Source organism: Rhodococcus sp. UNC23MFCrub1.1, from assembly GCF_000686025.1.
GTDB lineage: Bacteria > Actinomycetota > Actinomycetes > Mycobacteriales > Mycobacteriaceae > Rhodococcoides.
Map to the genome: position 1 here is coordinate 375695 of NZ_JMLQ01000001.1, position 21172 is coordinate 396866.

Consider the following 21172-nt stretch of genomic DNA (forward strand, 5'->3'; position numbering starts at 1 on the left):
CAGGGTTTTCGCGCCTCGGGACGCGGGTAGGCCACCTGGACACGAGACCCGACGTCAGGACCCGAGAGAAGGAGGCAGTCGTGCCCACCACGAACGACGACGGCAAGCCCATCGAGTCGGAGCTGCCCTCCACCCTGCAGAAATCGGACGAGAAGGCGCAGCGCACCTTCGCGAAGACACTCGACTCCGCGGAGGAGGAATACGACGACGAGCAGCGGGCGCACCGAGTCGCCTACTCCTCGCTGAAGCACAGCTACGAGAAGGTGGGCGACCACTGGGAGCCGAAGGACGAGAAAGGCCCCTCCGACGAGCGCGCCGAGAGCGGCGGCCCGAATCCGAAGGGCCGCAGCGCGGGCGGCGTCGACGCGAACGCGTCGAAGAAGCATCTCGAGGAGGTCGCTCGCGACCTCGACGTTCACGGCCGCTCGACGATGACCAAGGACGAGTTGGTCGACGCCATCGACAAGGAGAACAGGAAGCAGACCGCAAGGAAGCGGTGACAGGTCAGCGGAACGCCTGTTGTCCCGTCAGCGCCTTACCGATGGACAGCATGTGCATCTCGCTGGTCCCCTCGTACGTGAGCACGGACTCCAGGTTGTTGGCGTGCCGCAGAGGTGAGTACTCCAGAGTGATGCCGCTACCGCCCAGGATCGTGCGGCACTCGCGGGCTATGGCGATGGCCTCGCGGACGTTGTTGAGCTTGCCCAGACTCACCTGATCCGGCGTGATCTCACCGCGGTCCTTGATCCTGCCGAGGTGGACGGCGAGAAGGAACCCCTTGCCGAGCTCGAGTGTCATGTCGGCCAGCTTCTGTTGCGTCAGCTGGAAACTCGCGAGCGGCCGGTCGAACACCTCGCGAGAATTCGCGTACGCGATGGCGGTCTCGAGGCTGTCCCGCGCTGCGCCGAGAGCGCCGAACACGATGCCGAACCGCGCCTCGTTGAGGCAGGAGAGCGGAGCTCCGAGACTGGTGGCACCGGGCAGCATCGCCGACGACGGGAGCCGGATGTCGTCGAAGACGAGTTCCGCTGTCACCGAGGCGCGCAGCGACAGCTTCTTACCGATGGCGTGCGCGGCGAATCCCGGTGCGTCCGTGGGCACGACGAACCCACGGAAGCCCTCGTCGGTCCGCGCCCACACCGTCGCCACGTCGGCCAGGGTGCCGTTGGTGATCCACATCTTGGAGCCGGAGAGGATCCAGTCGTCGCCGTCCCGTCGCGCACGGGTGCGCATCCCGGACGGGTTGGAACCGAAGTCGGCCTCGGTCAGTCCGAAACACCCGATGGCCTCCCCGGTGGCGAGACGTGGGAGCCATTCCTGCTTCTGCTCCTCCGACCCGTACCGGTGGATCGAGAACATGGACAGCGAGCCCTGCACGGAGACGAAACTCCGGAACCCGCTGTCACCCGCCTCGAGTTCCATGCACGCGAGGCCGTAGCTCACCGCGTTGGTCCCGGCGCAGCCGTACCCCTCGAGGTGCATGCCCATCAGACCCATGCCGCCGAACTCGCGAGCGATCTCCCGAGGCAGCGTGCCGGCCTCGAACCAGTCCCCCACCTCGGGCTTGAGCCGCTTGTCGACGAACGCGCGGACCGTGGCCGCGATGTCCCGCTCGTCCTCGTCGAGCAGGGAGTCGGCGGCGAAGAGATCGAGTGGTCCGACGGGTGCTGCGGTGGTGCGCGGTGCGGTGGTCGTCATCCTGTCGAACCTACCCGGATCCGGGCCTGTACTCGATGAGTCTCGCGCTGTTTCCGACGACGATGACGGACGACGCGTTGTGCAGGATCGCCGCGAGTACCGGTGACAGCGCTCCGCCGGCACTCACGGCCAGCCCGATCGCGTTGACCGCGATCGACATGGCGTAGTTCTGGCGGATGACGGCCACCGAGCGCCGCCCCAGCGCGCGCACGTCGAGCAGTCGTGCCAGATCGTCCCCGGCGAGAGCGACGTCCGCGGTCTCCACCGCCACGTCGGTCCCGGCGGCGCCCATCGCGATGCCGATGTCCGCGGCCGCGAGCGCCGGCGCGTCGTTGGTGCCGTCGCCGACGACCGCGACGATGTGGCCCTCGGCCTGCAGGGCGCGGACGACGTCGAGCTTGTCCTCGGGCATGACCTCGGCGCGCCACTCGTCGATACCGAGCTCGGCCGCGACGGCGGCGGCCGTGGCCGGGTTGTCCCCGGTGAGCATCACGATGCGGTGCACACCGTCGGCCCGCAACGCGCGCAGTACCTCGGCGGCGTTGTGGCGGATCTCGTCGCGCAGACTGACCAGCCCGACCAACACGCCGTCGACCGCGAGGAGCAGAGGCGTCTCGGCACGGTGCTGCAGACGGGACACCCAGTCGGACGCCTCCTCGGAGACCTCGACGTCCTCTCTGCGCAGCAGCGACGCACTGCCCAGCAGCAGCGTCCGCCCGTCCGAGACGGTCCGCATGCCCAACCCGACGAGCACCTCGCACTCCTCGTGCGGTGGAATCTCGATGCGACGTTCCTCGGTACTGCGAATCACGGCTTCCGCCAACGGATGCCGAGAGTGGATCTCGGAGCTTGCCGCATAGGCGAGCACCTGCTCCGGCTCCCACGCGTCGTGGAACGCGATCACGTTGGTCACCACCGGGCGCCCGACCGTCAGCGTTCCCGTCTTGTCGAAGACGACGGCGTCGACACGGCCTGCCTGTTCGAGGTGGGACCCGCCCTTGATGAGGATTCCGCGCCGGGCACCGTTGCCGATGGCAGCGCTGATGGCGGTGGGGGTGGACAGACCGACCGCGCACGGGCACGCGACGAGCAGCATGGTCATGGCCCGGCGGACGTCACGGGTGACGAGCAGCGTGGCGGCCGAGAGCAGGAACGACGCGGGCACGAAGCGACGGGAGAAGTTGTCGCCCACCGTCTGGATGGGCGCGCGATCCTCCTGCGCCTCTTCGACCCGGGCGATGATGCGGCCGATCGCCGTGTCGCGACCCACGGCCGACGCGCGGACGACGACGCGGCCGCGCAACACGACGGATCCGGCCGACAGCCGGGTCCCCACGGTCACAGTGACCGGCAGCGTCTCGCCGGTGATGGCGGACTGGTCGACGACGGCGTCGCCCTCGATCACGGTGCCGTCGACCGGGACTCCGACGTGATCGTGCACCACGACCTCGTCGCCGACCTCGAGCGAGTCGATGTCCACGGAGACCTCGGCACCGTCACCGGTCCGGATCCACGCGGTGTCGTGGGTGCCGCTGAGCAGATCCGAGATGGCACGCCTGGTGCGGCGCAGCGTCAACTCCTGGAGGTACTCGCCGATGTTCAGCAGCCACAGCACGGTGAGGGCGACGACGTTCTCACGCAGGACGAGGCTCGCGACCGTCGCCGCGGACACCAGGGCGTCCGTTCCGGCGGCGCGGCCTCCCGTGAGGGACCGCACGGCGCCCTTAAGGAAGGGATAGCCGGTGAAGACGGTGACACCGGTGGCGACGAGCCGGCTGGTGGGACCCAGCACGGGAGGTCGGCGCAGCGCGTACCGGCGCAGGCCCAGCAGGACCAGAGCCGCTCCGCCCACGGTCATGCGCAGCAGTTCGCCGGTACCGACGTCTGCCGACCGCGGTGTGCGCACCGCGACCTGGCCCGGAACGAGCGCGGTCGCCGCGGGTACGGCCGTCAGCGCGGCCAGCACCGACGCGGGGTCGGTACGGGAACGGGAGTACCAGACGACGACGGACGCCGTCCGAGGGAACGCGTGCACCGCGCGGATGCCGGGAACGGCGTCGAGAAAGTCCTCGACCGCGACCGCGCGGACGTCACTGCCGGTGATCCAGTCGAGTCGGACGCGCATCCTGCCGGCGCCGTCGGAGAGGACCTCGGGTGCTGCGGGTGTCGGCGTCTCGGCGGGATCGGTGTCCGCCCGACCGGCGACCGCGGTGCTCACGTCGGCGATCAGTGGTCGTGGCCGTGACCGACGTCGGACGCGGCCGGGGGCCGCGCCTCCTCACCCATGCGATCCTTCGCCTCGGCGACCACGTCGGAGACCGCGAGACGAGCGGACTCGGCCTTGACCTCCGCCTTGCGCACCCCACGCAGGCTCACCTCGGTGACCCGGACTGCAGCCTCGCGCAGCGGTGCACGCTCGACGACCTTCTTCACACCGTTGTAGGCCGCGACGCCCACTACCCCGGTCACGACGGTGGACGCCGCCTTGGCGATGACGGGAAACATCATGATGGGACTCCCTCTGCACCGCGCTGCGAGCAGACGCGGATCGGTGACGGTGGATCGCCTGCGAGGACGACGTGCAGTGATCATAGCGTTACCGACAACCGTTGTCGGATCGGTCGATGATCGCGACCGGTTTGCCCCCGACCGTCACGAACCCCTACTCTCTCGTCGACAACGATTATCAGTATCGACAGAAGGCGGAGGGACACCACCGTGCTCGAGGTCGACGACCTGACCGTCCGAGTCGGCGCCACCACGCTCGTGACCGGAATCACGTTCGATGTCGTTGCAGGACAACGAGTCGCGCTGGTCGGCGCGTCCGGTTCCGGAAAATCGGTGATCGCGTCCGCTGTCGTCGGCGTCACCCCTCCCGACCTGATCGTCAGCGGTCACGTGCGCATCGGCGGTCACGACGTGGCGGGCACGCCCGTCCCCCGCCGCCCTCGGGACGCGCGGGCGGCGATGGTGTTCCAGGACTCGTCGTCCGCACTCGCCCCCTTCCTCACTGTCGGACGGCAGCTCGATCTCGCACTGCGCCACCGCGGCGAGACGAGTCGGCGACGTGCCGACCGAGAGGAACTGTTGCGCGGCATGGCCTTCACCGATCCCGAGCGCATCGCAGCAGCACGTCCGGCCCAGCTCTCCGGCGGGCAGCGTCAGCGTGTCTGCATCGCGATGGCACTGGCCTCGAACGCCCCGGTGATCGTGGCCGACGAGCCCACCACGGCACTCGACGTGGTCAGCCAGAGCACTGTCGTCGCGACTCTCGGCGCCGCGACCGGCGGCGACCGAGGACCCGCCCTGCTCTTCATCACGCACGATCTGGCCGTCGCCGCTGCTCTCTGCGACCGCGTGGTGGTCGCCGACCAGGGAGCAATCATCGAGACAGGTTCCGTCACAGACGTTCTCTCGGCACCGCGCCACCCCGTCACCGCGAGGCTCGTGTCGCGCGCTCGGTCGGCCGACGCGGCGCTGCACTCCGCCCCGGTCGCATCGTGACGTCGGGATCTCCCGGTCTGCACGGCCGCGCACTGACGCGCCGGTACGACGGACACACGATCGCGGTCGACGACGTCACCGTCTCCGTCGCTCCCTCCGAGCGAGTCGCACTCGTCGGCGCCTCCGGATCGGGCAAGTCCACCCTGCTCCGGATACTGTTGGCGATGGAGACAGCCGACTCCGGCGACGTGACACTCGACGGCGCCGCGATCCGGCCGGGTCCCGCCCGCTCGACCCGGTGGTTCCGCCGCGAGGTGCAGTACGTTCCGCAAGATCCCGGTTCCTCGCTCGACCCGCGTCGCACCGTGCTCGACTCGGTCGCCGCACCGCTGAACTGGCTGCGGTGCGAGGGCGATCACCGCGCTCAGGCGCTCGCGGCCCTGGACTCTGTGGAGGTGGCCGTGTCGATGGCCGGCGCCCGCACCGGTGAGCTCTCGGGCGGCCAGAGACAACGGGTGGCCATCGCTCGCGCCCTCGCGTGCCGACCCCGCTACCTCGTCGCCGACGAACCGGTCAGTGGTCTCGACCTGCCGCTGCGCGATCTCGTCCTCGACGTCCTCGAGACCGTGTGCGCCCGCGACGGCACCGCGTCGCTGCTGGTGACGCACGATCTCGCCGTGGCCGCCCGCACGAGTGATCGTCTTCTGGTCATGGCCGACGGCGTGATCGTCGAGAGTGGCTCCACCACCGGCGTTCTCAGGTCCCCGCAGCACACCCACACCCGCGCCCTGGTCGATGCGGTACCGCGTCTTCCCGTCCTCTCGCGTCCGTAGTTCGTTCCGTCCGACCCTCCCCCTCGAAAGAATGCCCATGATGCGGTCCCTCCGCCGAATGCTGCCCTTCACGACCGTTCTCACCGTGTCGGCGCTCGCGCTGTCCGGCTGTTTCGCGGCCTCACCGTCCGCCGACGACGGGAGCGGCCGAGTGCGTGTGGCGATGCTGCAGCCTCCGCGCTCCGGGCTGACCCCGCTGAGCGACGACGCCTTCAAGTTGTCCCGATGGTCGACGGCCGAGACCCTCGTCGTACTGGACGATCTCGGCGAGGCACAGCCTGCCCTCGCCACCTCATGGACTCGCGTGGACGACACGACCTGGAGCATCGACCTGCGGCCCGACGTCCGGTTCCACGACGGGACGCCGCTCGACGCCGCCGCGGTGGTCACCGCACTCACCGCGGCCACCACCGCCTCGCCGAAGCCCCGCATTCTCGACGGTGTCGACATGACCGTCGAGGCGGACGGCACGGACACCGTGACCGTGCGCACCGCGACGGTGGATCCGCTGGTACCGCAACGACTGTCGAGCCCACAGCTGGCCATCCTCTCGCCGGGCGCGTACGCGGGCGGTGGTCCCGTCGATCCCGTCGGACACGGCACCGGTGCGTTCGTGCTCACCGCCGTCGACGGCACGTCCACGGCGACACTCGATCGCAACGACGACTACTGGGGTGGTCCGGCGAAGGCCTCGGGCATCGACGTGAGTTTCGTCCCCGACGGCACGGCCCGGGCCGCGGCGCTGCGGAACGGTACCGCCGACATCGTCGAGGCGGTGCCGGTGTCGCAGGCGGCGCTGGTCGATCCGGCTCTCGTGCACGAGGTGCCGATGCCGCGCACCAACACCCTCTACCTGAACAACAGGACGGGCGCCTTCGCCGATCCGTCGATGCGCGCCGCAGCGCGGGAGGCCGTCGACGCCGATCGACTCGTCGACCAGGTGTACGAGGGCCGAGCCGACGTCGCCCGCGGACTTCTGGGACCCGCCCTGCCGTGGACGGCGGATCGGCCCGCACGCACGACCGCCCCGGCCGGCGATCCCGCGGGACGACGGATCACCCTGGGCACCTTCACCGATCGCGCGGAACTACCCGAGGTGGCGGTGCTGCTGCAGCAGGAGCTCGAGGCCCGCGGTTTCGTGGTGGAACAGGTGGTCCGGGAGTACCAGTTCATCGAAGCCGATGCTCTCGCCGGCGCGTTCGACGCGTTCATCCTGTCGCGGGCGACCGTGCTCGACTCGGGTGACCCCGTCGCCTACATGTACTCCGACTTCGCCTGTGCCGGATCCTTCACGATCGCGCAGTTCTGCGACCCTGCCGTCGATTCCGCTCTGGCCACCGCCTCGGCGACCGAGCCGGGAGCAGCGCGCCGCGCCGCCGTCCTCGAGGCGGAGCGGCTGATACTCGAGCGCGATGCGGTGGTGCCGATGCTGCACGAGCGCGTCGTGCAGGGTGAGGCCGCGTCGGTGTCGGGTGCGGCGCGCGATCCGCGGGAACGGATGTTGGTCACCACCGACACCACGGTCGGATGACGTCCGGCCGCGTCCTCGTCTCCGCCTCTCGCCTGCTGTCCGTCTCGGGCGTGATCGTGGTGGTCGCACTGCTGCCGTGGCTGTCGGGCCGCGACCCGGCGTTGTCGATCCTGCGTGCGCGCTCCGCCGACCAGGAGCCGACACCCGCCGCGCTCGCCGCGATCCGCGCCGATCTGGGACTCGATGCGGGTCCGATCACGCTGCTGCGCCAGTGGTTCGGCGGAGTCCTGCGGGGCGATCTCGGTACGTCGTGGAACACCGGCAGGCCCGTTCTACCCGGCGCCCTCGACGCGCTCGCCGTCTCGACGACCCTGATGGGCTTCGCCCTCGCGGTGGCCTGTGCGGTGGCGACGGTGATCGTGGCTCCGGCACTGCGCGCCGGGCTGCGGGGGCGGCCGTCCCGCTCGTCGGGTGTCGGCGCCTCGGTTCTCACCTCGGTGCCGGAGTTCCTGCTGGCATCCGTCGCAGTGATCGTCGGCAGTGTGTGGCTGTCGCTTCCGTCGTACGGCTGGACCGGTCCGACCTCGGCGATCCTCCCGGCTCTCGCACTCGGCCTCCCGGCCGGCGGGCTGCTGGGTCGTCTGCTCGCCGATGCCGTGTCGGTGTCGTTCACCGAGGCGTGGGTGACCACGTGGACGGTCGCCGACGTGGATCGCGGCACGCTCGCCAGTGCGGTGCTGCGCCGCGCGGCCTCGTCGCTCACCTCCCAGATGGCCCTCGTGATGGTGGGGCTCCTCGGTGGGGCCGTCGCGGTCGAACGCGTCTTCGCCATCCCGGGGATCGGACGATCGATGCTCGGAAATGCTCAGTCGCAGGACCTTCCGGCACTGCAGGCCGACATCCTGCTGCTCATGGGGGTCAGCGTCCTCATCGGTGTGGCCGCGCAGGCCGCCCGCCGGGCACTGCTCGGCCGGTCGGTGCACGATCGCGCTGTCCCGGTACCCACCGCACGAGTCGCCGCGGGTCGGTTCCCGTTCGTCGTGCCCGCCGTCGCCGCGAGCGCGCTGGGCATCATGGTGCTCGTCGGCCTGCCCCGCGACCCGTTCGCCACCACGCGAGGAAAATTCCTGCCGCCGTCCCTCGCACATCCTTTCGGCACCGACGCATCGGGACGCGACGTGCTCGCCCGCGTCGCTCACGGTGCGGCACACACCGTCACCGTGTCCGCGACGGTCGCACTGGGATGTGTGCTCGTGGGTCTGGTTCTCGGTTCGGCGGCGCGGGTGTTCACCGGTCCGATCGAGGTGACCAACGCTGCGCCTCCGGTCATCGCCGGCGTGATCGTCGCCTCCGTCGTGGGCCCCGGTGCCGCAGCAGCGGCCGTGGCCGTCCTGTCGGTCTCGTGGGCGCCCCTGGCCGCGCACACCGCAGCGCTGTCGGCCGAGGTCGCGGCCAGGCCGTACGTCGCCGTCCTCCCCACCCTCGGCGCAGGTCGACTCCGCGTGCTGTTCGGATCGGTGCTGCCGGCGGTCGGCCCCGCCGTTCTGCGTCACGGAGTGCTACGGCTGCCGGGCATCGCCCTGGCGCTCGCCGCCCTGGGCTTCCTGGGGCTCGGACCGCAACCACCCAGTCCCGACTGGGGTCTCGTGCTGGCCGACGGGGTGTCCACGGTGGAGCGGGCGCCCTGGGTGGCCCTCGCGCCCCTGGTGAGCCTCGTACTGCTGTCGGTCACGGCGGTCTCGCTGTCGAGTGCCGTCCGGTCCCGCCGTGGGCGTCGGTCGACCGACGGTCCCGCCGCGCAGGCCGACCGTCCCACCCCGGTCTCCGCGTGCTGAGGGCGTCTCGCCGCGGTCGAGTGCTCCCCTGGCACGACCTCCGTGCGGCCACGCCCACCGTGAGACTGCTCGTCCTCACGCAGATGGCCTTCAACATCGGCTTCTTCATGGTGCTGCCGTACCTGTCCGTGCACCTGACGTCCGACCTCGGTCTCGGCGCCGCGCTGGTCGGTGTCGTGCTCGGAGTCCGCACGTTCTCGCAGCAGGGACTCTTCGTCGTCGGCGGAACGCTGGCGGACCGCCTCGGCGTCAAGCCGGTGGTGCTGACGGGCTGCGTCCTGCGCGTCCTCGGATTCGTGGGACTGGCTCTGGCCCAGAGCCTTCCGGCCGTCCTCGCAGCCACGGCGCTCACCGGCGTGGCCGCGGCGCTGTTCTCGCCGGCCGTCGAGAGCGCGGTGGCGCTGGAAGCGGGCGAGGGTGAACGCGCGGGTGGCCAGTCCCGCCTGGACGCGTTCGCGTTGTTCACCGTGTTCGGCCAGATCGGCGCGTTCACCGGTCCGCTGCTGGGCTCCGCGCTGCTCGCGGTGGACTTCCGACTGACCTGCCTCGTCGCGGCCGGGGTCTTCGTCGTCATCACGCTCGCGCACGTGGTGCTGCTGCCAGCTCGACGCGCCGAGTCGACCACGGACACCTGGCTCGACGACTGGCGGGAGATCGCCCGCAACCGTCTGTTCCTCGTCTTCGCCGCCGCGATGAGCGCGCAGCTCGTCGCGTACAACCAGCTCTATCTCCTGCTGCCGCTGCGGGTCGAGCAGGTGTGGGGATCGCAGGCACCACTGGGATGGTTCTTCGCCGCGGCGTCGGCACTCGTCGTCGCCGGGCAGATGAGCGTGACCCGAGCACTGCGCCGGTTCCCGCTGGTACGTGTGCTCCCACTGGGTTTCGCCGTCATGGCGACCGCGTTCGCCGCGGCGGCCGTGGCCGCACTGCTCGGCACCGAGGGTGCCGCAGGGCTCGTGGGGCCCGCCGCGTTCGTCATGCTGCTGACGGTAGGTCAGATGATCGCCATGCCGTTCGCGCGCGACCTGGTCCCGCGGATGGCGCGGGAGCGCAGCACGGGCTCGTACTACGGTCTGCTGGCCTCGCTGGGCGGGATCGGGGTGCTCGTGGGGTCGGTCGCGCTCGGCGCGATCATCGACGCGATGCCGGACACGCCTGCAGGCGAGGCGGTTCCGTGGGCGGCCGCGGCGGTCCTGCCGCTCGCGGCGGCAGTGACGTTGCGCTCGGTGGCTCGCCGACTGGTACCGGTGACCCCGGCGATCACGCCGCCAGAACCAGATCGCGGCCCGTCAACACCTCCGTCTCGCGAGTGATGCGTGCCCACACGTCCTCGGTCACGTCGTCCATGATCGAGAACCGGTCCCACCACATCATGCGGGTCCGGTAACGCTCGTCGGGGTACGCGGCCGGGGCGATGTTCTCGGCCACGCGGCCGCCGCCGGACTCCCACCGTCGCAGCACGTGATCGGCCGCCGTGGCCATGACGTACCGGGCGCCCGTGAAGACCATGGTGGGCAGCGCCGTACGGGACAGCAGTGCGGAGAGCGCACCGGGATGCTCGGCGTCCGCGGAGACGAACGCGGTCTTCATCTCCACGACACCGGCGGGCAGTCGACCGTGGATGAGTTCCGCGACGTCGGGCCGAGCGGCGTTGCCCTCCCACTCCACCAGAGCGTGCGACTGGTCCACGCTGAGGTACGGGCCCTGGCCGCGGACGCCGGCGACGACCTGCCCCGCACGGTCCACGGCCGCGTAGAACACAGCGGTGTCCGCACCGTCGGCGACGCGCTCGACGTCGAGCGCGACGCCCACTCCGTGGCGCTCGTAGGACCGCGTGGCGCAGGCGAGGTACTCGTCCCAGAGCCCACGATCGGCGGACGGGGAACTCATCACCAGAACGGTCCCACTATCACGATCTGCAAGGCGCGTGCTCCCTTGTGTGATCAGGCGGGTGGGGGCGAGCAGAGTCGTCGACATCGGACACCTCTCGGACAGAGTTGTCGGATCGCCGTCCGGCGCCCCGACCAACAGACCACGGACTCGCCGGACGACGAATCCACACACTTATTGTCCCGCTTCCTGAGCAAAAAGTGGATTCCGCCCCGAAATCGGTGACGTGCGACGGATGTGCCCTTTTCGAGGCCCGAGAACGAACCGCAGGTCATTGACCCGTTACGACAACCTATATCCGAGTTACCCGTTCGTATTCCGGGTCGCTTTGGTGACTCCTCGTAGAACTGCACCGACGAAGCAGACTGAATTTCGTGAAAAGCCACGAACGGCGGGTCGGCGATTCGTGGCGAATTCGCGCTCCACGACGGCCACTCGGGCGCTCTCACAGCGCCACACCGACACCTCGGAACGCAGTCAGCCCCGGACCACACCTCCCGAGAGGTACGGTCCGGGGCTGCTGGAGACCCGGGAGTGGAGCGCGGGAACGGCTCGCCTATCGGCCGGCGCGGCCGAACAATGGTCGTCTGCCGGCCGTCTCGCGACGCGACGACGTGGCTGCGGAGAGGGAGTCCGCGAGCATCAGCTCGACGGTGCGCTCGGCATCGAGCTTGTTGTCGCCGATACCCCCCGTGGCGCCACGCTTGGCCCATCCCACGACGTAGGCCCCGGCCACCGGGCGGTCCTCGGAGTCCACGACGCGACCCTCGACGTTGCGCACGGTTCCGCGGTCCACGTCGAAGGGAAGTCCGGGCAGGGCGGACCCGCGATACCCGGTCGCCTGCAGCACCAGATCGGCGGGAATCGAGCTCGCGATCCCCGCGTCGGACGTGCCGGATCCGCGGACGTCGAGCGCTCCCGGGCGTACCGCCACCGGTGCGCGCCCGAACGAGAAGACGATGCGCGGCGCGCCGTCACCCGTCTCGGCCTCGTCGGCGCGCGGTGCGGCGGCGAGCGGTGCAGCGGACGCGGACAGCGGCAGCGCCGCCAAGACCGAGGAGAGATCGTCGTCGCCCGCGACCAGAACGGGCACCGATGTGCGATCGACGAGCGCCTGGCACTCGGACCGGGTGAAGGCGGCGACCTCGGGACCGCGTCGACCGAGCACGGTGACCTCCCGCACCGCACTGTCCCGTAGCGCCGCGAGCGCGTGGGCCGAGATGTCCGTGCCCACGAGGTCCTCGACGGGAGCTGTCAGAATTCGCGCCGCGTCGAGCGCCACGTTCCCGTTGCCGATCACGACGACGCGCGTCACGCCGCGCAGATCCACGGCGTCGGCGGGGACGTCGGGGTGACCGGTGTACCAGCCGACGAGGGTGCGGGCACTCATCGGGACGACCTCGGAGTCGAGGGGAAGCTGCCTGTCCTGATCGGCACCCACCGCGTAGACCACCGCGTCGAAGGTCCGCGAGAGTTCCTCCACCGTGACGTCGACCCCGACCTCGACGCCGAGGCGCATCGTCACGCGCGAGTGCACGAACAGCGACCGAAAGTGTTCACCGATGCGCCGGGTACTCGTATGATCGGGTGCCACACCGTATCTCGCGAGACCACCCGGCACGGGCAGCTTGTCGAAGAAGGTCACCGCGGCATCGGTCTGCCGCAGGAGCGCCGTCGCGGTGTAGCAGGCGGCCGGCCCGGTTCCCACCACGGCGACCCGTTTCAGCGACACGGAGCCGATGTCCGCCGGCGGGAACGTCGGTGCGCCCCATGCATGATCGACCGGCCGGTCCCGGTAGTAGTCGGCGTTCAATTCCGCGTAGATCGCCTGCGACGGCGACAGCCGCGACACCCGCGTGATCGCGTCCACCGGGCACGCGTCCGCGCAGGCGCCGCAGTCGATGCAGGACCGCGGATCGATGTACAGCAGGTCGGTCTTGCCGAAGTCCGGCTCGTCCGGCGTCGGGTGGATGCAGTTGACCGGACAGACCGACAGACACGATGCGTCGTTGCAACAGTTCTGGGTGATCGCGAAGGCCATGGGAGCGTCAGACCATGTGGATGGTGCGGTAGACGGCCGCAGCGGGCTTGGTCAGCAGTCCACAGTCGCTGAGGAACGCCATCAGGTGCTGGCTGCTCGTGCGCATCATGACGTGGTGGTGCGTGTTGTTCTTCGCCTCGCGCACGGCGCGGTCCCGGTCGAGACCGGCCGCGGCGTAGACGTCCTTGTTCACCATGTTGGACACGATGACTCGGGCGGCGATGGCGATGAGCAGGGCCGCGGACTTACGGCGGGCGGCGGAGATTCCCGCCATGTTCTCGCGCATCTGCTGACGCGCGAACGTCATGTGCCGCGACTCCTCGACGACGTGGATCTTGCTGGTGGTGCGCACCAACGGGAGCACGTTCTCGCCGCGCATCCAGTCGCGCTGCATGACGTCGAGCACTTCCTCGGCGACGAGGATGCCGCCGTAGGCGGCCTCCGACACGGCGAGGGTCTTGAAGCCACGACCGAGCTCGATGCTGAGCCGGCGCGGGACATACGCCTTGATGCCCATGGTGCGGCACGCCTTGGCGAACATCAGGGAGTGGCGGCACTCGTCGGCGATCTCGGTGAGCGCGAACTGGAAGTCCGAGGACGACGAGTCGCTGCAGTACTGATCACGCAGAACCATCTGCTGCAGGATCATCTCGAACCAGATGCCGGTGCTCATGATCGAGCAGACCTCGTGGCGGGTGAGGGTGACGCGCTGTTCGGGCGTCATCTCCTTCCACAGATCAGTGCCGTAGAGGGTGCTCCACTCAGGATTGAGGCCGAACTGCTCCGGGTCGAGGGGAGCCTCCCAGTCGACCTCCTGCATGGGGTCGTACGAGAGCGCTGCGACGGAATCGAGCAGCCGAGCAGACACGTCCTCGGCGTCCGAGACGGTGAGTTCCGGGTCGAGTGTGCTGGTCATGGCGTCGTCCTTCCGTGGGCGGGTACATCTCCGTGACTAACTGTGACAGAGGTTATCAGGTACTCGCCGTCACGGGAAGACGTCGCAGGGTCGGGACGGTCCCGAATCGTCAGGAGATCTGTGGCATCTCCAGGTCCGTGTGCGCCACTGCCCGAGCGGCGTCGGGGTCCGTTCCGAGCATCACCAGCAGCCGCTCCGCTGCGTCGTCGATCCGGCGATCGTCGACGGAGCCCGGGTCCTCGAGCCACCGGTGCACCAGGGCGAACAGCACACCCGCCGTCATTGCCGTCGCGAGAGACAGGTCCTCGATCTCGAGTCGTCCGGCGTCCACCGCCGCCGCGAGATCCCGGCGGGCCCGCGGCCCGAGACCACCGGGCGCGTCGAGCAACGCGAACCCCGACCGGTCGACGATCTCCGCGGCCTGACGATGCGAGACGGCGGCACGACCGGTCCGCCTGACGGCGTCGCAGAAGATCTGCACCGGATCGTCCGAGCGCGGCGAGACTCCGTCGAGCGTCTCCCCCATCTGCTCGAGAACCTGCTCCACGGCAGCGGCGAAGAGTGCGGGCTTGTCCTCGAAGTGGTTGTAGAAGCTCCCGAACCCGACGTCGGCGGCGGCCGTGATGTCGGCGATGCTCGCGGTGGAGGAACGCCCGTCGGCGATCATCTCGCGCGCGGCGTCCACGAGAGCCTGGCGCGTGCGCGCCTTCCGTCGCTCGAGCCTGTTCCCGGCAGTCTGCATCCGGAAAGTCTAGGTCGACGGGTGCCCGGTCGTCGCGCGGCGAGCCCGCTGACGACGCGTCGCGACGTCAGCGGGAGACAGGAGCGGACCAGATCCCCACGATGGCGTCGACGAGGTCGATGCCGCACGCCGTCCAGTACGCCGTCGGATCGGCGCCCGACGCGGCGAACTCCGACTCTCGTTCGGCCATCACGTGCGTCAGCAGAGTGCGCGCCATGGCCCCTCTGGCCGAGCGGACGTCGGCAGGAATCGGGGGCAGACACGAGGTGACGCCGGCGACCGTCTCTCGCAGCGTCGCCGAGGACAGCGCCTCGTCCACCAAGATCGGCCGCAGCACCGGATCCGTCATGACCTGGGAGGCGAACCGCGCGTACCAGGTGGGGGCGCCGAACTCGGCGAAGTACTGCGTCGACGGCAGGACCAGTGCCGACACCCACGCTCGCAGGTCGGCACCCTCTCCGATCGCCGCGACGTGGCCGGAGCGGATCCGTTCGACGTCGCCCGTCCGGCGGACGACGATCGCGCGGACGAGATCCTCCTTGCTGCCGAAGTGGTAACCGACCACGGCGCTGTTGCTCTGCCCCGCCGCGTCGCCGACCTGACGGTTCGACACCGACACGACACCGTTCTCCGCGTACAGCCGCTCAGCGGCACCCAGAATCGCCTCGCGCGTCGCCTCGGAGCGCGCGGACGGGGCTCGCGTCGACCGGGCCTGGCTCATTCCACCGTCTCGGTGGCCCGGTCGGTGACGGCACCTCCGACGACCTCCGACGCCTCGCCCTCGCCGTCCTGGTGACGCGGAAGGAAGGAGGCGAGTACGACCGAGAGGATCGCCGCGCCGGCGGCGATGGCCATGGTGATCCGGAAGGCGGCCTCGGACGGCACCGCGGTGGATCCGAACGACACGGTCATCGACGCGAGAACGACCCCCGCGACCGCACTGGCGAACGACGTTCCGAGGGACCGCATCAGCGTGTTGAAGCTGTTGGCCGCCGCTGTCTCGGAGGCGGGCACCGCCGACATGATCAGGGCGGGCATCGCTCCGTAGGCCAGTCCGATGCCCGCACCGATGACGAGCGAGACCACGATCAGCTGCCACACCGCGCCCATCATCACGATGCCCAGCAGGTAGCCGACGGCAACCGTCGCCGCGCCGGCCATGAGCGTGATCTTCGGTCCGCGCGTGGTGGTTATGCGCGAGGACACCGGCGCGACGGCCATCATGATCAGTCCGGACGGCGCCATCACCAGGCCCGCGACGAGGATCGACTGTCCCAGGCCGACACCGGTCGCGGCGGGCAACTGAAGGATCTGCGGCAGAACGAGACTGAGTGCGAACATCGCGAAACCGAGCATGATCGACGCGGCGTTGGTGAACAGCACCTGCCGCCGCAGCGAGACCCGCAGGTCCACCAGTGGCTGGGGAGTGCGCAGTTCCCACACGATCCACGCCGCGAACGCGAGGACGGACACCAGCAGCAGGCCGAGGATCGACGCGCTGCTCCACCCCCAGTCGGAACCCTTCGAGATCCCGAGCAGCAGGGTCACCAGGGCGACCGACAGCGTGAGCGCTCCACCGATGTCGAACGTGCCGCCGGTGCGCACCGTCGACTCGGGAACGACGACGACCACGGCGACCGCCACCAGTGCGCCGAGCGCAGCCGCCGTCCAGAACAGGAAATGCCAGTCCGCGTACTCGGCGATGATCGCCGCGGCCGGAAGACCCAGGGCGCCGCCCACTCCGAGCGACGCACTCATCAGCGCGATCGAACCGGGAAGCTTGTGGCGAGGCAACACGTCCCGCATCACGCTGATGCCGAGGGGAATCACACCGGCGGCGAGACCCTGCAGTGCCCGCCCCACGACGAGGGGCACGAGGCTGTTCGCGAGGGCACCGACCACCGATCCGGCGACGAGGAGCGCCAGGCTGACCAGCAGCATGCGCCGCTTGCCCACCATGTCGCCGAGTCGGCCGGTCACGGGAACGGCGACCGCACCCGCCAGCAGGGTGGCCGTGATGGCCCACGCGGTGTTCGCGGCCGAGGCGTTCACCAGAGCGGGGAGCTGGGGAACCAGCGGGATGATCAGTGTCTGCATCAAGGCGACCGTGATGCCGGCGAAGGCCAGTACCGCGACGATGCGTCCGGTTCCGGTCTCCTCCGTCTCGGCCGTGGCAGCGATGGGTGAGGACATGGGTCGCGTCTCTTCTCAGCTAGTTTGAAACAGCTGTTTTAAACTGGGCACCGATCCTTACCCACGTCAACGTTCTCGCCGCTCCTGTGGCCCGCATCACCACGTCACCGGACGAATCGGTCGAGGAAGGCATTGCCGAACACGCGGTGCGGGTCCAGTCGGTCGACGGTGCCGACGACGGAGTCCCAGTCCCGCTCGCCCGAGTACCCGTCGCGGAACGAGTCGGGGATGGTGGCCGTGAGCGCCTGCACGTCTCGGTAGGGGCGGTCGTCGTCGAACGCCCACCCCTTGGACCACTCCGGCCGGAACACCGCATCGGCACCGTCGAAACGTTCTCGCATCCACTGCTCCATCTCGCGATAGAACGCGAACATCCCGGGCGTTCCCGGAATGCCCAGCACGTTGAGCCACACCGCCGTGTCCCACTCGGGACGATCGGGTACCGGACGCATGGCCGAGATCGTCGGCGGGCCGGCCGAGTCGACGAGGACGTCCGAGCCCTGGTCGAGACCACAGCACCGGATCTCGACTGGGCCGTTGATCGGGAACTGCCCCAGGGACGCGTAGTGCTCGGTGCGCTCTCGGAACCAGCGGGTGAAGTCGTGCAGGACCGCAGCCACGTTCGCGCGAGCCGTGATCACCGCACCGCCGCCCTCCGTCAGGAGCAGTGTGCTCGGACGGATGTAGAACTGCGTGTTCTTCGGCGCTCCCCAGATGTCCGACGACCCCGTGGCCGCGAGCCCCGCCACCGTCGTCGCGAGGAACACCTGACCCAACGCGGGCGTCAGTTCCGTCCGCCCGGACACGACAGCACCGATCGCGTCGGACACCGCTTCCGGGAGGGTGTCGGAGAACGTGTAGTTGTACGGTCCGTCGACCTCGCGGGAGGACGGCGGTCGCACGGGAGTCGGCGTCCACACCTTGAGCCACGGAGTGTCGGTGAACGGGTACCAGATCGCCTCCGCGCGGCCGGACCGGTCCAGGAAATCGACGTACGTACGCCCCGGTGCCCCCGGCGCTCCGAACAACTCCGCCCAGCCGATATCGGTGATGCTCTCGCATCGCAGAGGAGTCGCCGGATGCGCCTGCATCGTCACCTCGGTGACGAACGCTCGGCCGAGATGGACCGCGAGATCCGGCGCGTCGGCCTCCGACCGGGCGACGGTCCGCAGGGCGTACCCGGTCCCGTTCCACGCGACCACCGTCATCGAGGTCACCAGATTGCTCAAGGATCCCGACGACGAACCGATCGGAACCTGTTCTCCCACTGCGCGTACCACGGCGCCGTGCGCCCCGACAGCCAGAGCGCCCGCGATGGACAGAACCCCCGGCGCGGGCACACTCGACCATCCGAGACCGTGGTCCTCCAGCGCCTGGAGGACGTCGGACAGAGTCGCGCCGGCACCGGCGGTGACGGTGGACGACGCGGTGTCCACGGTGACACCGGTCAGCGCGGTCATGGTGTCCACGAGCACGACCCGGTCCAGGTTCTCGCCGTTCTCGATGGTGAACGGGGTCCACCCGTGCATCGCGCCGCGCGGCCGCAGCCGGTGACCGGAGGCGTGAGCCCAGTTCGCGAGCATCACCACGTCGTCGGCGGATCGCGGCGAACACGTCCACACCGCGTCGACCACGATCTCCTTCGACCAATTCTGGTACCGCTGCCGGAACAGCGGGATTCCCGGCGGGAAGTCGGGTGGAACCGGCCCGGAACCGTCGGTCCCCGCCGGAACGGCGTTCACGAGAGCAGGTCGAAGCACTCCCGCGAGCGTCGCGGCCACGGCCGAGGCGGCGGATGCGGACAGGAAGGATCGACGGTCGAACGATGGCATGAGTCCCCGATGCGCGAGATGCGGATGATGTGAGCCCCACGCCTCGTGAGCGCACTGCTGGGCAGTCCGGATCTGCTTGTCCCCCCGGAGGGATTACACCTTTGACATACCCGTAAAGATTGTCAAGTCCGGGAGGGTCTCGGCCGGGTGGGTCACGCGCCGGGCAGGTCGAGGACCGGCACGAGGCGGCGGCGCAGATAGCCCCGGAGCGCGTCGTCGGAGCGGGTCGCCTCGCTGTCGAACTGCACCACGGACAGGAACATGCGGATGCAGAGGTCGGCGACTTCGTCGAGGTCGCCGCCGGCCTCGGCGGGCGCTCCCACCAGAGGCGTGAGGAAAGATCGGGTCAGGCTCAGCGCGTCGATCCCGAAGGCGGATCCGTCGTAGATCACCGTTCCACGGCCGGGATGCACCAGCGGCGCCAACGCCGGCGACGACCGGAACGCCGCACGCGCGGCGACCATGGCCTCGACGACGAACTCGGACACCGACTCCCGCTCGCCGACCGCGGACACGACGGACCCGATGACACGCGAACTCACGTCCTGCAACGCGTCCGACACCAGGGCGTCGCGGGTACCGAAGTGCGCGTACACCGTCGGGCGGGAGACACCGGCCTCGTCGGCCACGGAACTGATGGTCACGCCGTCGAAACCACCGAGCTCGAGGCGTCGCACCGCCGCCGCGAGGATGCGTTCCCTCACGCGGGCGGGGGCTGCCATGCGGCGATGTCCACACCCATGGCGGTGCTCGGCGGTTCGTCGTACAACCACTCGCGCGCGATCCGCCCCCAGTTCGCGGTGGCACGAAGTTGCCCGAGGATGCCGAACGTCAGGAAGTCCGCGCGACGGGAGAAGACGTGCTCGGGCGGCAACCACTGCTTGGTCATGGTGCCGAAACTGCCCGATCGCGGGTCGACGGCGAGGACGAAACACGCCCCCGCCATCTCTGGCGTCACGGTGACCGACCCGTCGTTCAGACTGAGTTCCGCTGCTGCGCAGACGTAGTCGAGACAATCGCTCGCCGTCACGGCGGCGCCGGGGTCGAGAATCCCCCGGGCGGACATGGCGATGAGCAGATCGTCTCCGCGCCCCTCGATCGCCGCTCGCAGGCACTCTCTCTCGAAACGGACGTCCGCCGGACTCATCCGCAGGTACAGACCGAAGTCGACGAAGGTGACGCGCCCGTCCCGAGCCAGCAGGACATTGCCCGGATGGGGGTCACCGCAGAACTCGCCGAGCGTGTGCAGAGACCCGATGTAGAAGCGGAACACCGTCTCACCCACCCGGTCTCGCACCTCCGCCGACATCGCACGGATCTCGTCGAACGGCACCGCGTCGACGAACTCGGTCGTCAGGACCGCCGCGCCGCACCGCTCCGGCACGGTGTCCGGGATGAAGAAGTGCGGGTGCTCCCGATACAGTGCCGCGACGCGGCGCTGCGTCCGCTCCTCCGCCGGGTAGTCGAGTTCCGCCTCGAGGTTTCGGCGCAACTCGTCGACGACGGCACGGGAGGACAGCATCGGGATCGACGCCGGCAACAGCTTGACGTAGAACGACAGATTCTTCAGGTCGGCCCGCACCGCGTCGTCGATACCGGGGTACTTCACCTTGACGGCCACCTCCCGGCCGTCGTGCAAGCGGGCACGATGCACCTGACCGATCGACGCGGCGGCGAACGGGCTCTCGTCGAACTCGGCGTAGAGCGACTCGATCGACTCGCCCAGATCCGCCTCGATCACAGTGCGCACGTCGTCGAACGAGACGGTGGGTGCGCGGCTCTGCAACTCGGCGAGCTTGCGGTGGAACTCGTCGCGGTGCTCGTCGGGGACGAACGACAGGTCCAGCATCGACAGCATCTGGCCCAGCTTCATCGCCGCTCCGCGGAGACCGCCCAGGACGGTCACCAGCCGTTCGGCCGAGCGGACCGCCTCCTTCGCCGTGAGGGCGGCACGCAGTTCCTCGGTGCGACCCGCCATGCGTACTCGCATGGTGGCGTTACGCGCCGTGCGACCCGCGACGAGGCGACCCACCTCGGCGCCCCGGGCCACCCTGGACGTCGGCATCTTCTCCGGCACTTCCCCAGTATCCCGCACCGTGCCTGTGCTCGATCGATCGCGGCACCGCGGACCCGGAAGTTTCTGGCGCACCGGACATCTCGGGCACGCTATGTCGCACATCACGTTTCCGGAGGTCCGCGAGGGCTTACTCTTACTTCGAGTAACGATATACCGCGCGACGGGGACCGCGTGACGTCGATCAGAGGGGGAAACACAGC

General features: G+C 69.6%; 18 protein-coding genes. 6 read left to right on the plus strand and 12 right to left on the minus strand.

Features of this window, described 5'->3' with window-relative positions; translation table 11 throughout:
- The first annotated feature begins 80 nt into the window (after window positions 1–80).
- Window positions 81–500 carry a ChaB family protein gene (locus BR07_RS0101805; RefSeq protein WP_027503982.1) on the plus strand — a complete coding sequence of 140 codons (420 nt, stop codon included), beginning with the start codon at window positions 81–83 and terminating at the stop codon, window positions 498–500.
- Window positions 501–504: 4 nt separating this feature from the next.
- Here BR07_RS0101805 and BR07_RS0101810 read toward each other — a convergent pair whose 3' ends face one another.
- From BR07_RS0101810 to BR07_RS0101820, 3 genes are all read right to left on the minus strand, one after another.
- Window positions 505–1698: an acyl-CoA dehydrogenase family protein gene (locus BR07_RS0101810; protein WP_027503983.1), complete on the minus strand. Its 1194-nt coding sequence runs from the start codon at window positions 1696–1698 to the stop codon at window positions 505–507.
- A gap of 10 nt (window positions 1699–1708) precedes the next feature.
- Complete coding sequence (locus BR07_RS22860; protein ID WP_051613048.1) at window positions 1709–3823, minus strand: heavy metal translocating P-type ATPase; 2115 nt, start codon at window positions 3821–3823, stop codon at window positions 1709–1711.
- A 101-nt stretch (window positions 3824–3924) separates the two neighbouring features.
- Window positions 3925–4206, minus strand: a complete 282-nt coding sequence (locus BR07_RS0101820; RefSeq protein WP_037184264.1) for a DUF1490 family protein — start codon at window positions 4204–4206, stop codon at window positions 3925–3927.
- Window positions 4207–4416: 210 nt separating this feature from the next.
- On the opposite strand from BR07_RS0101820, the gene BR07_RS0101825 reads away from it, so the two are divergent.
- The 5 genes from BR07_RS0101825 to BR07_RS26880 are packed head-to-tail and all read left to right on the plus strand — an operon-like array spanning window position 4417 to window position 10594.
- Window positions 4417–5202 (plus strand): ATP-binding cassette domain-containing protein, encoded by a 786-nt coding sequence (locus BR07_RS0101825; RefSeq protein WP_027503985.1) that lies wholly within the window; start codon window positions 4417–4419, stop codon window positions 5200–5202.
- The gene (locus BR07_RS0101830; RefSeq protein ID WP_231476110.1) at window positions 5199–5975 is read left to right on the plus strand and encodes an ABC transporter ATP-binding protein; all 777 of its coding nucleotides are present in this window, start codon (window positions 5199–5201) and stop codon (window positions 5973–5975) included. The genes BR07_RS0101825 and BR07_RS0101830 overlap by 4 nt, the downstream gene beginning before the upstream one ends.
- Window positions 5976–6012: 37 nt before the next feature.
- Complete coding sequence (locus BR07_RS0101835) at window positions 6013–7506, plus strand: ABC transporter substrate-binding protein (RefSeq protein WP_231476113.1); 1494 nt, start codon at window positions 6013–6015, stop codon at window positions 7504–7506.
- Window positions 7503–9281 carry an ABC transporter permease subunit gene (locus BR07_RS0101840; protein ID WP_027503988.1) on the plus strand — a complete coding sequence of 593 codons (1779 nt, stop codon included), beginning with the start codon at window positions 7503–7505 and terminating at the stop codon, window positions 9279–9281. Before BR07_RS0101835 ends, BR07_RS0101840 begins: the two co-directional genes overlap by 4 nt.
- Window positions 9282–9340: 59 nt before the next feature.
- Window positions 9341–10594, plus strand: coding sequence for an MDR family MFS transporter (locus BR07_RS26880; protein WP_231476115.1), 1254 nt, complete (start codon window positions 9341–9343; stop codon window positions 10592–10594).
- On the opposite strand, the gene BR07_RS22870 is transcribed toward BR07_RS26880, so the two are convergent.
- The 9 genes from BR07_RS22870 to BR07_RS0101890 form a co-directional block, all read right to left on the minus strand.
- Window positions 10542–11171 carry a hypothetical protein gene (locus tag BR07_RS22870; protein ID WP_037183902.1) on the minus strand — a complete coding sequence of 210 codons (630 nt, stop codon included), beginning with the start codon at window positions 11169–11171 and terminating at the stop codon, window positions 10542–10544. The genes BR07_RS26880 and BR07_RS22870 overlap by 53 nt on opposite strands.
- A 556-nt stretch (window positions 11172–11727) precedes the next feature.
- Window positions 11728–13212 (minus strand): 4Fe-4S binding protein, encoded by a 1485-nt coding sequence (locus BR07_RS0101855; protein ID WP_027503989.1) that lies wholly within the window; start codon window positions 13210–13212, stop codon window positions 11728–11730.
- Window positions 13213–13219: 7 nt separating this feature from the next.
- Window positions 13220–14128, minus strand: coding sequence for an AurF N-oxygenase family protein (locus BR07_RS0101860; RefSeq protein ID WP_027503990.1), 909 nt, complete (start codon window positions 14126–14128; stop codon window positions 13220–13222).
- 109 nt (window positions 14129–14237) lie between these two features.
- A complete protein-coding gene (locus BR07_RS0101865; protein ID WP_027503991.1) occupies window positions 14238–14870 on the minus strand; it encodes a TetR/AcrR family transcriptional regulator in 633 nt (210 codons plus the stop codon).
- Window positions 14871–14937: 67 nt separating this feature from the next.
- On the minus strand, window positions 14938–15591 hold the full coding sequence (locus BR07_RS0101870; protein WP_027503992.1) for a TetR/AcrR family transcriptional regulator: 654 nt from the start codon (window positions 15589–15591) through the stop codon (window positions 14938–14940).
- Complete coding sequence (locus BR07_RS22875; RefSeq protein ID WP_051612940.1) at window positions 15588–17063, minus strand: MFS transporter; 1476 nt, start codon at window positions 17061–17063, stop codon at window positions 15588–15590. Before BR07_RS22875 ends, BR07_RS0101870 begins: the two co-directional genes overlap by 4 nt.
- Before the next feature lie 104 nt (window positions 17064–17167).
- Window positions 17168–18895: a cholesterol oxidase substrate-binding domain-containing protein gene (locus tag BR07_RS0101880; RefSeq protein WP_027503993.1), complete on the minus strand. Its 1728-nt coding sequence runs from the start codon at window positions 18893–18895 to the stop codon at window positions 17168–17170.
- A gap of 152 nt (window positions 18896–19047) precedes the next feature.
- The gene (locus BR07_RS22880; protein WP_037183905.1) at window positions 19048–19617 is read right to left on the minus strand and encodes a TetR/AcrR family transcriptional regulator; all 570 of its coding nucleotides are present in this window, start codon (window positions 19615–19617) and stop codon (window positions 19048–19050) included.
- Entirely contained in the window at window positions 19596–20972 is a 1377-nt protein-coding gene (locus tag BR07_RS0101890) for an ABC1 kinase family protein (protein WP_027503994.1), read from the minus strand. Before BR07_RS0101890 ends, BR07_RS22880 begins: the two co-directional genes overlap by 22 nt.
- Between the last annotated feature and the right edge of the window lie 200 nt (window positions 20973–21172).

Bases quoted from the DNA above. Each gene is read 5' to 3' on its own strand.
- BR07_RS0101870 (WP_027503992.1), bottom strand. From the start codon at position 15,591: ATGAGCCAGGCCCGGTCGACGCGAGCCCCGTCCGCGCGCTCCGAGGCG.
- BR07_RS22870 (WP_037183902.1), bottom strand. From the start codon at position 11,171: ATGAGTTCCCCGTCCGCCGATCGTGGGCTCTGGGACGAGTACCTCGCC.
- BR07_RS0101865 (WP_027503991.1), bottom strand. From the start codon at position 14,870: ATGCAGACTGCCGGGAACAGGCTCGAGCGACGGAAGGCGCGCACGCGC.
- BR07_RS22875 (WP_051612940.1), bottom strand. From the start codon at position 17,063: ATGTCCTCACCCATCGCTGCCACGGCCGAGACGGAGGAGACCGGAACC.
- BR07_RS0101810 (WP_027503983.1), bottom strand. From the start codon at position 1,698: ATGACGACCACCGCACCGCGCACCACCGCAGCACCCGTCGGACCACTC.
- BR07_RS0101880 (WP_027503993.1), bottom strand. From the start codon at position 18,895: ATGCCATCGTTCGACCGTCGATCCTTCCTGTCCGCATCCGCCGCCTCG.
- BR07_RS0101835 (WP_231476113.1), top strand. From the start codon at position 6,013: ATGATGCGGTCCCTCCGCCGAATGCTGCCCTTCACGACCGTTCTCACC.
- BR07_RS0101855 (WP_027503989.1), bottom strand. From the start codon at position 13,212: ATGGCCTTCGCGATCACCCAGAACTGTTGCAACGACGCATCGTGTCTG.
- BR07_RS22860 (WP_051613048.1), bottom strand. From the start codon at position 3,823: ATGCGCGTCCGACTCGACTGGATCACCGGCAGTGACGTCCGCGCGGTC.
- BR07_RS0101820 (WP_037184264.1), bottom strand. From the start codon at position 4,206: ATGATGTTTCCCGTCATCGCCAAGGCGGCGTCCACCGTCGTGACCGGG.
- BR07_RS22880 (WP_037183905.1), bottom strand. From the start codon at position 19,617: ATGGCAGCCCCCGCCCGCGTGAGGGAACGCATCCTCGCGGCGGCGGTG.
- BR07_RS0101860 (WP_027503990.1), bottom strand. From the start codon at position 14,128: ATGACCAGCACACTCGACCCGGAACTCACCGTCTCGGACGCCGAGGAC.
- BR07_RS0101840 (WP_027503988.1), top strand. From the start codon at position 7,503: ATGACGTCCGGCCGCGTCCTCGTCTCCGCCTCTCGCCTGCTGTCCGTC.